At 68.3% G+C, this 14,238-nt stretch carries 11 protein-coding genes and 1 pseudogene; 2 read left to right on the forward strand and 10 right to left on the reverse strand.

Translation table 11 applies throughout. The features are described from left to right. Genes ACOQPP_RS10310 through ACOQPP_RS10330 form a run of 5 tightly spaced genes read right to left on the reverse strand, consistent with a single transcriptional unit; the run spans position 1 to position 6,199 of the window. Complete coding sequence (locus tag ACOQPP_RS10310; protein WP_420636460.1) at positions 1-786, reverse strand: enoyl-CoA hydratase-related protein; 786 nt, start codon at positions 784-786, stop codon at positions 1-3. A gap of 2 nt (positions 787-788) precedes the next feature. Then, a complete protein-coding gene (locus tag ACOQPP_RS10315) occupies positions 789-1,664 on the reverse strand; it encodes a deoxyribonuclease IV (protein ID WP_420636461.1) in 876 nt (291 codons plus the stop codon). Then, positions 1,661-2,383, reverse strand: a complete 723-nt coding sequence (locus ACOQPP_RS10320; RefSeq protein ID WP_420636462.1) for an SDR family oxidoreductase — start codon at positions 2,381-2,383, stop codon at positions 1,661-1,663. Before ACOQPP_RS10320 ends, ACOQPP_RS10315 begins: the two co-directional genes overlap by 4 nt. Further along, on the reverse strand, positions 2,380-5,046 hold the full coding sequence (locus tag ACOQPP_RS10325) for a DUF5916 domain-containing protein (protein WP_420636463.1): 2,667 nt from the start codon (positions 5,044-5,046) through the stop codon (positions 2,380-2,382). Before ACOQPP_RS10325 ends, ACOQPP_RS10320 begins: the two co-directional genes overlap by 4 nt. Before the next feature lie 22 nt (positions 5,047-5,068). After that, complete coding sequence (locus ACOQPP_RS10330) at positions 5,069-6,199, reverse strand: acetamidase/formamidase family protein (RefSeq protein WP_419166697.1); 1,131 nt, start codon at positions 6,197-6,199, stop codon at positions 5,069-5,071. A gap of 28 nt (positions 6,200-6,227) precedes the next feature. Here ACOQPP_RS10330 and ACOQPP_RS10335 point away from each other — a divergent pair, with 28 nt between their 5' ends. Next, entirely contained in the window at positions 6,228-7,448 is a 1,221-nt protein-coding gene (locus ACOQPP_RS10335) for a hypothetical protein (protein ID WP_420636464.1), read from the forward strand. A 201-nt stretch (positions 7,449-7,649) separates the two neighbouring features. After that, entirely contained in the window at positions 7,650-9,209 is a 1,560-nt protein-coding gene (locus ACOQPP_RS10340) for an AAA family ATPase (RefSeq protein ID WP_419166695.1), read from the forward strand. Between the two features lie 193 nt (positions 9,210-9,402). Here ACOQPP_RS10340 and ACOQPP_RS10345 read toward each other — a convergent pair whose 3' ends face one another. The 5 genes and pseudogenes from ACOQPP_RS10345 to ACOQPP_RS10365 form a co-directional block, all read right to left on the reverse strand. Continuing rightward, positions 9,403-9,576, reverse strand: coding sequence for a DUF5131 family protein (locus ACOQPP_RS10345; RefSeq protein WP_420636503.1), 174 nt, complete (start codon positions 9,574-9,576; stop codon positions 9,403-9,405). Positions 9,577-9,652: 76 nt separating this feature from the next. Continuing rightward, positions 9,653-9,826: pseudogene (locus ACOQPP_RS10350) on the reverse strand (DUF5131 family protein); the annotation flags it as partial. Positions 9,827-9,903: 77 nt separating this feature from the next. Next, positions 9,904-11,070, reverse strand: a complete 1,167-nt coding sequence (locus tag ACOQPP_RS10355; RefSeq protein WP_420636465.1) for an NAD(P)/FAD-dependent oxidoreductase — start codon at positions 11,068-11,070, stop codon at positions 9,904-9,906. Further along, positions 11,067-12,818, reverse strand: coding sequence for a hydantoinase B/oxoprolinase family protein (locus tag ACOQPP_RS10360; protein WP_420636466.1), 1,752 nt, complete (start codon positions 12,816-12,818; stop codon positions 11,067-11,069). Before ACOQPP_RS10360 ends, ACOQPP_RS10355 begins: the two co-directional genes overlap by 4 nt. Beyond that, complete coding sequence (locus ACOQPP_RS10365; RefSeq protein WP_420636467.1) at positions 12,805-14,238, reverse strand: sodium:solute symporter family protein; 1,434 nt, start codon at positions 14,236-14,238, stop codon at positions 12,805-12,807. Before ACOQPP_RS10365 ends, ACOQPP_RS10360 begins: the two co-directional genes overlap by 14 nt.

The raw sequence follows: 14,238 nt of genomic DNA on the forward strand, positions 1-14,238 counted from the left end.
CTACCGGCCCTTGAAGTTCGGGTCTCGCTTCTCTGTGAAGGCTCGGGGGCCTTCCTCGTGGTCCTCCGAGACGAGCATGCGTTCGTAGGTCGGGAACCGGCCGTCGTAGATCGCCTGGAAGGCATCGCGGACCGACAGGCCTTCAATCCCGTGGACGACTTCCTTGATGGCTCGCAGGGAGAGGGGGGCACTGCGGGCCAGCTTCTCGGCGACTTCACGGGCCTTCGCGAGCACCTGATCCGGCGGGACGACCCAGTTCACGAGCCCCCAGTCGCGCGCCTCGGCGGCCTCCATGCGGCGCCCTGTCAGTAACATCTCCATCGCGACGTTGTGCGGGATCTTCCGCGGCAGGCGCTGCACCGCTCCCGCGTCGGCCAGGTTTCCAAGGCGGGTCTCGGGGAACCAGAACTCTGCCTTCTCGCTGGCGACGACGAGGTCCGCCGCGAGCATCACCTCGCATCCCCCCCCCACCGCCAGGCCGTTCACCGCCGCGATCACGGGTTTCGTGAGGTCCCACAGTGCCGTGATCCCGCCGAAGCCGCCCGCGCCGTAGTCCATCCGCTCGTGTTCGCCCCCGGCCGCGGCCTTTAGGTCCCAGCCGGCCGAGAAGATGCGCTCGCCGTCCCCGGTGAGGATCGCCACCCAGAGATCGTCGTCGTCCCGAAAGTCGCAGAACACTTCTCCCATGCGGACGCTCGTCGCCACGTCGATCGCGTTCGCCGGCGGCCGGTCGAGGATTACCTCGAGGACGCGGCCTCGGCGTTCGGTCTTCACGGGGTCGGACATGTTCAGCGACTCCTTTCGCGGAAGCTGCGGAGGAGGGTCAGATTCCGGATGTCGGCGTCGGCGCCGTCGTCCCCCTTGGGGGTCTCGAGGATCTTGGGGACGTGACGCAGGCGAGGGTCGAGTATGAGCCGCCGGAACGGGGCCTCGCCGAGGGTTCCCCGCCCGATCTCCTCGTGCCGGTCCCTGCGGGAGCCGAAGGGGTGCTTCGAATCGTTCATGTGGATGAGGCCGAGCCGGTCCAGTCCGAGGACTGCGTCGAACGCGGTCCACACGCCATCGTAGTCGTCCACGAGGTCGTACCCGGCGGAGAACCCGTGGCAGGTATCGAAGCAGATGCCCACCCGGTCGCGCTGGGAGACAGGGATCTGATCGATGATGCTGCGGAGGTTCTCGAAGCTCGCCCCCACGGTCGTCCCGGCGCCGGCGGTCAACTCCAGCAGCACGCGGGTAGGTCCCTCGACGGCCTCCAATGATTCGGTCACGCCCCGGGCGTTGCGCCTGAGTCCCTCCTCGATGTCGCCGTCGGTCGCGTTGCCGGGATGCGTGACCAGGAAATCGAGACCGAGGGCCGTGCAGCGCTGAAGCTCGCCCTGGAAGCAGCGTTGCGACATCCGCCACAGGCGCCGGTCCGGGGTCGAGAGGTTGATGAGATAGGAGTCGTGGGCCCCGGCTATCGCCACGCCGTGCTCGGCGCGCGCTTCGCTGAACGCCGCCGCGGTTTCGTGGTCGATCTTCGGCTCGGCCCAACGGTTGGGCTGCTTCGTGAACAGCTGGAAGTTCGCCGCACCGATCTCCGCCGCCCGCCCGGGGGCGTTCTGTACTCCGCCCGCCACCGAGACGTGAGCGCCGAGTTCGTCCCGGCAGGCGTCGGAGCTCACGCGTTCCGCGGCGGTTGCGAAGGCCGGAGTTCGATGCGGCTCACGTGGGCTTCCGGCGGATAGGAGAGGAGCTGCATGACGGCCGCCGCGCAGTCGTCAACGTGCAGCCGCCAGGTCCGCTCCGGCACCTGCTCCCGGCCGTCGAAGTACGTGTCCACGCTCCCCGGCATCACGACGCTGGCGCGCACGCCGTCGTAGCGCACGTCGAGCATCATCGCCTCGGTGAGGCCGAGCAGCCCGTACTTGCTCGCGTTGTACCCGGTTCCTCCGTGAAACGGATGGCGGCTGGCCAGAGACGCGATGTTCACGATGAACCCGTCTCCGCTCGCCACGAGGTGTGGGAGCGCCGCCTTCGAGCAGTAGAAGACGCCGCCCAGGTTCACGTCGATCTGGAGCTGCCACTCCTCGACGGTCATCTCCGCCAGCGGTTTGAAGACGCCGAGCCCCGCGTTGTTCACGAGGATGTCGAGCCGCCCGAAGTGAGCCACCGTCCGCTCGACCATGCCCGCGCAGGCGGCGGGGTCGGCCACGTCGCATGCGATCCCGAGCGCCCGGCCGCCGAGTTCGGCCGCAACCGCCCGAACCTCGGATTCGGTCCTCGCGCAGAGGGCGACGGACCCGCCCGCCTCGAGCAGATGCTCCGCGATCGAGCGGCCGATCCCCTTCGTTCCGCCGGTCACCAGCGCGACCCGGTCGGTCAGATCGAGTGCGGGCGTCACAGCGGGAGCCAGTAGGCGATCTTGAGCAGGAAGACGTGCTGGCCACCCGTGCGCAGGCTGTCGACGAGACGGCCCGGGTCGACGAGTTCGCCGGAGGTGCGCATGTCGGAGCGGTCCTGCTGCCACACCAGGAAGAGCGTGCTCCCCGGCTGCAGTTCCCAGCGCAGGACCACGTTGCTGCGGAGGGAAAGGACGTTGAAGTCACTGGCCGGGAGCGCGAACGCGCCGCCGCCCTCGGTCACGCTCCAGGAGCCGTCGGCGACCCGGTCGATCGTCGACCCCCGCTCGCCGTACACGAGCAGGTCGCGGCTGCGGGGCGCGAGGAGTTCGCCGAGCCCGTAGCGGCGTCCGCTGGCCGCGAAGGGTTCGAAGTACGCCTCGAGCGTGAGGTCGGGCGTGAACGCGTAGCCGCCCCGGACCCGCACCGCGACGGTGCTGCGCTCAATGGCGGAGAAGACGTAACGCCGGCCGAACGTCTCCACGCGCCCTCCATCCAGCGTCGTGAGGTACTGCCTCGACTCCACTTCGCGACGGTAGCCGGGCTCGATCTGGAGCTGGAGCGCCGGCCCCGGACGGAGGGTGAGCGAGCCCCTCACGTCGTACGCCCAGCCCCCGACCTCGTCCTGCCCGTAGGCTCCGGTGAGACTGAATCCCGTCCGGAACGAACGGTCGTTCGCGATCCTGAGGCCGCCGCGCCAGCGCGCCAACATCCCCATGAGGGGGCCGCCGCGCGTGAGATGATCGCTCAGCGTGCGGGGCTGGTACTCGTAGTCGAGCGTCGTGCGCAGGTAGTTGTGCCAGGTAGCCGTGGCCTCGGCCCCCAGAATCGTCTCGGTACGGACGCGGTTGAAGTTCCAGGCGCTCGACGACGTCAGCCCGAGCCGCCAGGAGCGCGCGAGGGCGGTCGGCAGCGTCTCGCGAATCGCGACGTCCGCCTCGGCCGTGAGCCGGTCCGCGTTGAACATCTGGCCCACATCGTTGATCTCGAAGCCCGGCGATATCGCGTCGCCCCGCACGCGCCACAACCAGCGCCGGCCGCCGGTCTTCTCCATCGCGAGCGCGGCGGCGTAGCCGGAGAGGGAGGTGCGCGACGGGTCGAGTCGAGCGGTCTTCGCGTCCGGACGCTGAAAGAACCGGGCACTGGAGCGCTGCACCCGCAGGATCGCTTCGGGACTGCCGCTGATGCTCGAGAAGCCGGCGTGGCCGGTGAATTCGTATTCGCCGCCACCGAACCGGAGGTTCCAGTCCCCGCCCCCTGCGACCGCGCGCCACACGAGCAGTTCCGAGAGCCCGGGCTGCGCCTCGCGGCTGAGCGCGGTCCCCGCCAACCCGACCGTCGAACCGCTCTCGCCGAGTTCCTGCTCGAGCCGGGCCACGCCGAACGCGCTCAGCGGTTCGACCGGCACCAACGTCTCGCCCGGCACCATCGCCTGTCCCGGGGTCGGCGTCTCGCCGGGAAGCGGCGCCTCGCCTTCGGGGAAGTCGAACGTCCGCGCCTCCTCCCGGCCCGTGACGGCGAACATGGCGCCCACGGCGGTCCCGCCGGGCATCCGTCCCGTCACCTTCGCGGCCCCGAGGATCGTCGTCTGGTCGGGCATCTCCACGCTGTCGGCCCGCGCGCGGCCGTGCGGCGGGGCACCGATGCGGCGTGAATAGAAGTAGCGCGGCCCCAGCCCCTCCATGAGCTGGCGGCCCTCCGTGAAGAACGGCCGGCGCTCCTCGAACACCTCCTCGAACGCCGTCAGGTTCACGACGGCTGGATCCGCCTCGACCTGTCCGAAGTCGGGGTTCACGGCCGCGTCCAGCGTCAGACTCGAACCCAGACCGAGCTTGAGGTCGGCCCCCACGCGCGCCTCGCTGTGCGTAACCAGCCCGCTCGAAGGACCTCCCGTCGGCGTACGCATGTCCCCGGCGATGTAGGGGAGGAACTCGGGCCCGCGACGCCCGCGCATCCCCTGGAGTCCGGTCAGGTCACCCAGCCTCGAGGACCACCCCGGCTCGCTCCGCACCACGAGTTCCCACAGGAGGTTCTCCTGGATGTCGGGCATGTAGCGGTTGATGTTCACCCCCCAGGCCGGCTCGTCACCGTTGAAGCGCAGCTGGGAAAACGGCATCCGCATCTCGGCCGTCCACCCGAGCGAATCCCGCTGCACCCGGGCCGACCATACCGGATCCCAGGTGTAGTCGCGGTTGGAGACGTTGTCTTCGGGATGAAACCAGTCCGTGCGGCTGCCCGCGGCGTTCACCCCGAACGAGACGGCGGTGCGGCGGTTCAGGTACGGATCGAGAGATACGAGAAGCCGCTCCGAACCCGTGTTCCGGTCGCGCCTGGTGCGGTACGCCTGAAGGCTCGCGGGGTCGTCGGTGTACATGCGGCCGCCGATCCACAGCGCCTCGTCGTCGAACACGAACGCGACCTCGGTGCGCCGCGTGGCGGGCTCGCCCTCGTCGGGCTCGCGCTGCCAGAAGGAGGTCACGAACTCCGCCTCCGCCCACACCGCGTCGTCCAGGCGACCGTCCAGGCGCAGCGTCCCTCCCGTGTCGCGGATGGCCCGCATCTGCTGCCGGTCCTCGATGCCCCTCCCCTGCCCCTGGACATCCCCACCGGGCAGAGCCAGCACCATCGCGACAACGGAAGCCAACGCCAGGTGGCGCTGCGTCATGGGCATCGGCAGACCCCGCTCCTCATTCGTTGAGGAAGATGTCCTTCGGGATGAACCCGGTCACGACCTGGGTCAGGTCGACGACCTCACTCACGCGAAAGTCGACGGCGATGCTGGCGAGGGAAAGCGCCTTGTCGGGGGCCAACCCCTTCTCCTCGACGAGGAACTCCACGACGAGGCGCGTCGCCTCGCGCGCTGCGCGGTCCAGGTCGAGATCGATCCCCATGATCAGGTAGTGGGTCGCCGTCTCGGCGCGGGGGGCGGAGATCGTCACCCCCTTGTGCAGGACGAATTGGAAGACGCCGGTGAGCGACTGCTCGATCGCGGTGCCGCTGACCTCCCCGTCGCCCTGGGCCCCGTGCGGATCACCGGTGTAGAAGAGCGCCCCCGGATGGAAGACGGGGAGATACACCGTCGTCCCGGCCGTGAGGTCCTTCACGTCGAGGTTGCCGCCGAAGGGGCCCGGCGGGCGGGACCCCTGAACGCCCGGCACCGTCACTCCCGGCTCGCCGACGACCGGAGCGGGGGCCACGGCGAGGATCCCCATGAACGGCGCCAGCGGCACCTGAATGTCGGGGGAGAAGAACGCGACTTCCCGGCCTTCGACCTCTCCGGTCCGGATCAGGTGGCGGACGGACGGGATATCCAGCGCCGTGTCGTCGGCGCGCGCGCCGGGATAGCTCGGAGAGAAGACGCCGCCCCGGCCGCTGGTGGAGTTCACGCCCCACGGCACCCGCGTCTCGATGTCGAGGATCCCGATCTCCAGCATGTCGCCGGGCTCGGCCCCGTCGATATGGATCGGGCCGGCGATCACATGCCCGCTTCGGCCCTCGCGGGGACGACCGTCGCGCGAGGCCCAGAAGTCGATGACGTCGTCGAGGATCTCTTCCCGCGGAACCCCGAGTCCGGTAAGGAACTCGACGGGGTCTTCGTTCTGCGTGGCCCCGACGTGGGTGAGCGTGTGGATCCGGACGGTCTCCCCGGACGCGATCCGGAGCACGGGCTCCTTGTCGAGCGGATACCAGCCCCAGTTCAGCGACTCGGGTCTCGACGGCAGGAAGTGGTCCGCTTCGACCGGCGGCGCGCCGCACGCAACGACCAGGAGCGTCGGAAAGACCCAGCCACCGAGGGTACGTCTCTTCGGGTTCGACACGGACACCTCCGATGCTGGGAATCCGGGAATGACCCGTTACACTGAGGATGCGACGGGCGAGAGGCAACGAGCGACGACAGCGACCGGGGACGGCGTCATGAAGCGGATCGAGCAAGAGCGGCGGCACGGAGGGGTAGCCGGGTTGGCGGCTTGCGTCCTCGCCTTGGCGTGTTCGGGCGCGGGGGATCCCGATCACGCGGCGGTTGGCGGCTCGGGCGAGGCCGGCGGCGTGCCCGTGTTCGCGGTCGATCCCGGCTGGCCCCGCGAGATGCCCGACCAGTGGATCATGGGGTCGGTCACCGGCGTGTTCGTCGACGGCGGGGACCATGTGTGGGTCACGCACCTGCCCGAGACGCTGACCCCCGAGGAGACGTCCGCCGTGCAGGACCCGCCGATCGGAACCTGCTGCGTTCCGGCTCCCGTCGTGATCGAGTTCGACCCCGAGGGCAACGTGGTTCAGGGATGGGGCGATCCTGCGACCCAGGACGTGTCCCAGTTCCCGCGCAACGCGCACGGCATCTTCGTCGACCATAACGACTACGTGTGGGTGGGCACGTACCGGCACCATCGCGTGATGAAGTTCACGCGATCCGGCGACCTCGTCATGACGATCGGCCGCTACGACGAGAACGGGGGCAGCGACGACCCCGCACTCCTCGGTGGCCCCGCCGGCATCTGGGTCGACCCGGAGGACAACGAGGTTTTCATCGCGGACGGCTACCGGAACCGCCGCGTCGTCGTCTTCGATGGCGAGACCGGAGCCCATCTGCGCCACTGGGGCGCCTACGGCGACTCGCCGGACGACGAGTACCCATACGACTACGCCAACCTCGACCCGGACCGCTCGCCGCCACGCCAGTTCTCTACCGTCCACGGTCTCGCCGGATCGAACGACGGCCTCATCTACGTCGCCGACCGCCGCGGGAACCGGATTCAGGTGTTCGACCAGAGCGGCGCGTTCCAGGCCGAGAAGATCGTGGCCCCGGGAACCCTGGCGTCGGGCTCCGCTTTCGTGATCGCGTTCTCACCCGACGCGGAGCAGCGCTGGCTGTACCTCGCCGACGGCACCAACCACAAGGTGTGGATCCTGAGCCGCACCGACCTCGAGATCGTGGGCGAGTTCGGCCGGGGCGGACGCCAGCTGGGCCAGTTCCTGCGCCCGCACGGGATGAGCGTGGACTCTTGGGGAAACATCTACGTGGGCGAGGCCTCCACCGGCCGGCGCGTGCAGCGCTTCACCCTCCGCTAGCGTTTGGCTCGACACAGTCTCAAGGCAGGCCAAGCGGGCCAGCGAAGCCTATCTTACAATGGGCTCGTCCAGAGACAGACCGTGACCTCGTGGCTTGCAACTGCGCCCGACCGCGTGCAGCGGGGTTACGATCTTCGCGACGGATGGAAAAGAGCACATGCCAGGAACTGACCGAGCAGCACCCGACCACCGGAAGCGACCGTGTCTTTGATCGCGCGTGAACTGCGCGAGATATGGGACGCGTTGCGAGCCAAGAGCGGAGAGCGCAACGACACGCTGGAGGAGATCCGGATCAAGCAGCTCCGGAACGTGCGGGATCTCCGGGTTCCGTTCTCCTATCCCGTGTCGGTGCTTGCCGGGCCCAACGGGTGTGGAAAGTCAACTGTGCTCTTCTCGTGCGCCTGCGCCTACCGTCCGCCGGGCCGCGGCGCGCGTGAGTTCGTCCCCAGCAGCCTGTTCCCAAACTTCACCAGTAGACAGTTCGCCGTGTCGTCGGATGCGGTGCAGCGCACGGAACTTGAGTTCTATTACTTACACGGGGGCGAGCGTCTCTCGATGGCCTGGCGTCGGGGGAAGCGCTGGAACAGGAGCTTCATGGGCCGAAAGGGAGGCCGTCAGCCGGAGCGCGACGTCTACCTGCGCACATTGGCCAACCTTACGAACCCCTCGGAGGTCCGCAGCGTCCTCCAGCTCGGCAGAGAGCGGGTTCAGTCCGAGACCCTGACGCCGGACTTTCTGGTCTTCGCGCACCGGATTCTCCCGTGGCGCTACCGGAGCCTCGCCCTGATCAGCGACCGTCCGACGCGAGACCTCCTCTTCGCCGAGCTCGAGACCACCGAGGAAACGAGCTACTCCGAGTTCCACATGTCCTCGGGCGAGCGCACCATCCTGCGCATCTCGAAGGATATTTCCGAGCTGCGGAACGCCCTCGTTCTTATCGACGAGATCGACACGGGACTGCACCCGTACACGCAGCAGCAGGTCATGCTCGAACTCCAGCGTAGCGCCCTGCGGCAGGACCTCCAGATCGTCGTCGCCTCCCACAGCTCGGTCGTTCTCGAGAGCGTACCCCCCGAGGCGCGACTCTTCTTCGAGCGAGACGACCAGACGGGCGAGGTGCGGCGCGCCCCCCTCTACCGGGACATCTTCCAGAAGGCGTTGTACGGACAGTCGCGAGACCAGCTGTCGATCCTGTGTGAGGACGCCGTCGCGGAAGGCATAATCCGCGGGATTCTGGACTGGCTGAACATCGAAATCGGGTTGCGTCACGAAGATGTCGTTGTGGGAAGAGACACCGGGAAAGACGAGTTCGCAGGTCACATCCGCACGCTCGGCATGTTCAACAAACTCGCCGACTTCATCTTCGTGCTCGACGGCGACGCCCGTAACCTGGAACACGAACTGAGGGCGGCAGCGGACAAGTTTGGACATACCGTGCGACTGTTGTTCCTGCCGGGCGGAGGAACGCCCGAGCAGTGGCTGTGGGACGCGATTCGGCTGCGCCCCGCGGAATACACCCCCCACCTCGGCGTCGCGCAGAGCGACCTCGTTCCGCGGATGGAGCACCTGGAGCGATCGATCGAGGGTGCGGTGCAGCAAAAGGATGAAGCGAGGGTCACCCTATCGGGCCTGGCACAGGCTCTCGGTCGGACGCCGCCGGAGATCGCCCGCATCGCCGGGCGCGTTGAAGCGGAGCGGGGGGCGGTTCCGGAACTCGTAGAAGCGCTGCGAGACCGGATCGAGACCTGGCGACGGCTCTGACCGGCCGGCCACATACGTGATGGAGATTTGGATGATCCTGCCCTGCGTCTGACCGAGAATCGGGAGCCAGGACCTTGAGATACGTCCTGAGTACGAGATGTTTGCCGCGCGAGTGCTCACCGAATTCCCAAACCGTCTCTCGCGGTGCTGACATCAGTGGACTGCGGAGACGGTCGACACGAGGTCCATGGCCTCATGCATATTCGTTCCACTCACGACCGTCCAGAAGTCGTCCGCCCGCCTTCGGCGTCCGCCCGCCCCATTGCTTTCCCACGATCACCCAATGGATGCCTTCGAGGTCCAGTTCGAGCGGGCCCAGTAACGGTTCGCATGACAGGAATCGAACGCAAGCAGGGACCTGAACCAGGTGATGGCGTCGATAAGCGGGACCAGCGTTCGGGTTGCCCCAGACGTTCGGGCCACAACCTCACTGCGAAGGGATCCCGTTCATTCTCCCCTGATTCAATGGCGGGTCGACGCGCGAGATAGGTATGCCTGAGTCGCCGGCGGGCGAAGGCCGCTGCGTAGCAGTTGTCGCAGCCCGCGCTGACCTTGGTGCATCCGGTGACCGGATTCCACGTAGCGTCGGTCCACTCGATGGCCGTCTGTTCACCCATGCGGCGAGTACCTGTGCATGCGAAACTGTCAGATCAACGATACCGAATAGAAACCGAACAGCGCCCCGTTGCAACCCTCAGCCGCGGTTTCCTTCGCCCCATGCGGAGGTGAGGGGCTCCCCGTCGATGAAGCGGCCGGGCCGGAAGGGTGAGAGGTCGATGGCCGGCGTCTCGCCGCAGATGACATCGGCCAGCGCTTCGCCGATGGGCGGTCCCAGCTTGAATCCGTGGCCGCTCCCGCCAAAAAAAGCGTAGTAGCCCTCGATGCCCGGCTCCGGGCCCACGATGGGGTGCCAGTCGTCCGTGATCGTGTAGATCGAGGCGTAGCCGCCGAGGTGTCTTGCGTTCGCCAGCGCGGGAATCCGCTCGAACAGCGGGCGCTCGATGCGCTCGCGCGTCGCCGGATCGAGGCCCGGATCGCAGTCGTCGGGATCCACCGGCTCGATCTCCTTGGGCGCCCCCAGTCCGACGATGATTCGATCTTCGCCGCAGGGTCGCAGGTAGAAGCGCAGGCCCGGATCGGACACCACGGGGAGATCTCCGAAGCCAGCCGGCATTTCCACGAACAGATCGCTCTCCCGGCTCCAGCGCAGCGAGTACCCGAGGCCAAGCCACGAGCCGACGCGACCGGCCCAGGGGCCCGCAGCGTTCACCGCGACGTTCGTCTCGATCATCCCTTGCTCGGATTCAACCGCGACGACGCGGTCCCCCCGCAGGCGGACGCCCGTGGCCGCGACGCCGGCGCGGGGCTCGAGTCCCCATGGGCGGGCCGCGGCCACGAGGTTCTCCACGGTCCGGGTCGGATCGGCGTAACCCGAGCGGGGCTCCAGGATGCCGCGTGCCACACCGTCCAGGGAGAGTTGAGGCGCGAACTCGCCGATGTCTTCCGGCGAGAGATCCTCGACGTGGAGTCCGTGCCGCCGCTCCGACTCGAGGATGTGCTCCCCAGTAGCGCGCAGACGCTCGCCAATCAGGAGCAGGAAGCCGATGGACCGGAATCCGCAGTCGCCGCCAAGCAGTTCCCGATCGTTCTCGAACATGTGAAGGGCCCGCTTCGCCAGTTCGAGGGTGATCGGATTCGAGTAGTACGTGCGCACGATCGCGGCGGAATGCCCGGTGCTCACGCCGGCCAGGCGTCCTCTCTCGAGCAGGACGACGCGGCCGAACCCTTTCCGGGCGAGGAAGTGCGCGGCGCTGGCCCCCATGATCCCGCCCCCGATGACGACGGCATCGGCGGTCTTCATCCGTGGAGTCGTCCGCGCAGCCTTTCCGTCCCGGCCACGTCAACGGCCCACGCGTCCGGCTGGATCTCCACGCCGTAGGCCTCCCGGGCCCGGGCCCGGGTGATCTTGCCTTCGCGGACATCCCGGAGCACGGCCTCCGGATCCCGTTCGTGCGCGGGCCCGAACCCGCCGCCGCCCGCCGTCTCGATGCGCACGCGGTCTCCCCTCGCAAGCTGCACCGTCGCTTTCGAGCCGAGATCCCGCGTTTCCCCGGCCGAGATCAACAGATACCGCGCGAGCCGCCCCTCACCGCCACGGTGCAGGCCGTGGGCCGGGAACCGCGCCCGGTCCGCCAGCGTCGTGAAGGTCGGCTCGTGCCCCACGAACTCATACTCCCGGCACAGCGCGAGCCCACCGCGGTGGCGCCCCGCGCCCTCGGAGTCGGGGACCAGACTGTACTCGTGGATGCGGACCGGGTAGTTGAGTTCCGTCTCCTCGACCGGCGCGTTCTGGGTGTTCTGGATGTGCGTCTGGACCGCGTCCGGACCATCGGAGTCGTGGCGTCCGCCGTATCCGCCGGCGAGCGTCTCGAGAAAGCAGTAGTACTCTCCGCTCGCGGGATCCTCGCCCCCGAACCCCACATGGCAGATCATCCCTTTCGTTCCCGCGGGAACGCAGTCGGGCATGGGATCCGAGAGAGCCCGGAACATGATGTCGCAGAGCCGCATGGCGACTTCCCACCCGCCGACCACCCCGGCGGGCGGCTTCACGTTGACCGCCGATCCTTCGGGCGCGACCACCTCGATCGGACGATAGAAGCCCTCGTTCAGCGGGATGTCGGGGTCGACCAGACACTTGAGCACGTAGACGCAGGCCGTGAAGCACTGCGTGAGGTTGCAGTTCATCGGGGCCGCCCGCTGCGGGTCCGTGCCCGTGAAGTCGAAGCGAGCCGACGAACCGTCAAAGCGGATCCGGACCTTGAGGTGAACCGGCTCTCCCGTGATTCCGTCGTCGTCCAGCCACCCCTCCGCCGCGAACTCGCCGCGCGGGAGGCCCGCCAACTCGGCGAGAAGCCGCCGTTCGCTGTACGCGATCATGCGCGCGATGTAGAAGCGCAGGGTCTTCGCGCCGTAGCGCTCCCACAGCGCGGACAGCCGCCGCAGCCCGATTTCGTTCGCGGCGGACTGCGCCCTCAGGTCGCCCGCCACCTCCTTCCTGGCGCGCACGTTGGCGAGGAAGAGTTTGTGCACGTCCTCCGCCAGTTCCCCGCCGGCGAAGAGTCTGACGACGGGAAGGATGATCCCCTCCTGGTAGATCTCGCGGAACGCTCCGATGCTGGCGGGCGCCCCGCCTCCCACGTCGACGTGATGGCAGCAGTTGGCCACGTAGCCGACCAGTTCGCCCTCGTGGAAGAAGGGGGAGATGAGGAAGACGTCGTTGAGATGGCTCGCCTGCCGGTGCGGATCGTTGACCAGCAGAGCGTCTCCCGGAGCGAGCGTCGCGCCTCCGTGCTCGTCCGCGTACTCCGCCACCGCGCGCGGGACGAGCCGCCCGATCGTCACCAGGTGGGCGGGCTGACAGAACGCCTGCGCGACCATGCGGCCCTCGGCGTCCACGAAGGCGCACGAATAGTCCAGCCGTGTCTTGATGTTGGTCGAATACGCCGTCCGCTGCAGCGTGACGGACATCTCCTCCGTCGCCTCGGCCAGCGCGTTCCGGATGACCTCGAACAGCACCGGGTCCGCGGTCCGGCCCTCACTCGGCGGCACGTGGACCTCCCGCTCGAGTCTCGAGGCGCGTTCCAAGCCACAGGATGAGGATCGTGAGAGGCAATCCGACCAGGATCGGGTCCAGCTCCCAGATGATGACGACCGCCCCCACCTCGCGAATCGCTCCGAACGTCTGCCAGGCGGCCTGGACTCCGCCGCCGATGAGCATCGCCGCCATGACGGTCCGGGGGGCCTCCCGGACGGATCCGAACAGGACGAGGCCGACCAGGGCGGGCGCGACCGAGGCTCCCATGATCCGTCCCCCGATCCAGAACAGCTCGATGAGGAGCGGCAGCGCCAGATAGAGGACCGCGGCCAGGGCGCCCACGATGAGGACGTTGATGCGGTACACCCACAGTTGCCTGGCGGCGCTCGCCGCGGGCGCGAAGAACCGCACGTACAGATCCAGCGTGAAGTTCGAGGCGATCGTGTTGATCGTGCTCGAGAGCGTGGACATGCTCGCCGCGAGCACGCACACGACGACCAGGCTCGCCAGCTCGTCTCCCGCCGCTCCGAACGCGAGCGTGACGAAGGCGTCTTCGGCCGCCATGCCGGGTCCGTAGATCGTGCGGGCGACGATCCCGGTGAGCGGCGGCGTCATGTACCAGATCGATGCGATGACTCCGCCGTACAGGAACCCCTTGCGCGCCACCTCCGCGCTCGAGGCGGCGAAGCCGCGCTGGATGAGCCCCTGGTACGCCCCGGTGATCGCCAGCCCGATGACCATCCAGGCGAGAACCTGGGTGACACCCGCCCGCCCGAAGATGTCGAGCAGAGCAGGATCGAGGTCGGCCCTCAGCTCGCCGAGCCCGCCGGCCGCTGCCAGCCCCCCCACGAGCACCCCGATCGAACCGGCCAGGATGATGAAGAACTGGATCGCGTCCGTCGCCATCACCGCCCACATGCCGCCCAGGACCACGTAGACCGACGTCACGCCGAGCCAGAGCAGGAGCGACTCGCCCACCGACATCCCGAGCACCGCCGTGGTCACCAGAGTCAGCGCCCCGATCGTCCCGGCGGTGACGCCCATGTCACGCAGGATCACGAGGACGAGCGACACGACGCGGTGCCGGGGCCCGAAGTAGCGGCCGAAGAGTTCGGGGATGGTGATGACGCCCGTCCCCCACAGCCGCGGGATGATGAAGTACCCGATCCAGATCGTCCCCAGCATGAACGAGCCGCCGCTCCAGTACGCGTCGAGGCCGAAGTCCGCCCCCAGCGCGGAAATCCCGATCAGCGTGGTCCCGTTGATCCACGTCGCGGCGACGGAGAACGCGATGAGCCACACGCCCGAGTGGCGCCCCGCCACCGCCATGTCCTCGACGGATCGCACCCGACCCCGGAACCAGACGCCAACCCCCAGCATGAGGGCGAGGTACGCCCCGATGAGCCACCACGAGAGCCGGATCCCCTCCGTCAT

The organism is Candidatus Palauibacter sp., assembly GCF_965222475.1.
GTDB lineage: Bacteria > Gemmatimonadota > Gemmatimonadetes > Palauibacterales > Palauibacteraceae > Palauibacter.

What these genes read in the sequence shown, in the direction of transcription:
- ACOQPP_RS10355 (WP_420636465.1), bottom strand. Translation starts at nt 11,070, where the DNA reads ATGAAGACCGCCGATGCCGTCGTCATCGGGGGCGGGATCATGGGGGCC.
- ACOQPP_RS10335 (WP_420636464.1), top strand. Translation starts at nt 6,228, where the DNA reads ATGACCCGTTACACTGAGGATGCGACGGGCGAGAGGCAACGAGCGACG.
- ACOQPP_RS10310 (WP_420636460.1), bottom strand. Translation starts at nt 786, where the DNA reads ATGTCCGACCCCGTGAAGACCGAACGCCGAGGCCGCGTCCTCGAGGTA.
- ACOQPP_RS10325 (WP_420636463.1), bottom strand. Translation starts at nt 5,046, where the DNA reads ATGACGCAGCGCCACCTGGCGTTGGCTTCCGTTGTCGCGATGGTGCTG.
- ACOQPP_RS10365 (WP_420636467.1), bottom strand. Translation starts at nt 14,238, where the DNA reads ATGACGGAGGGGATCCGGCTCTCGTGGTGGCTCATCGGGGCGTACCTC.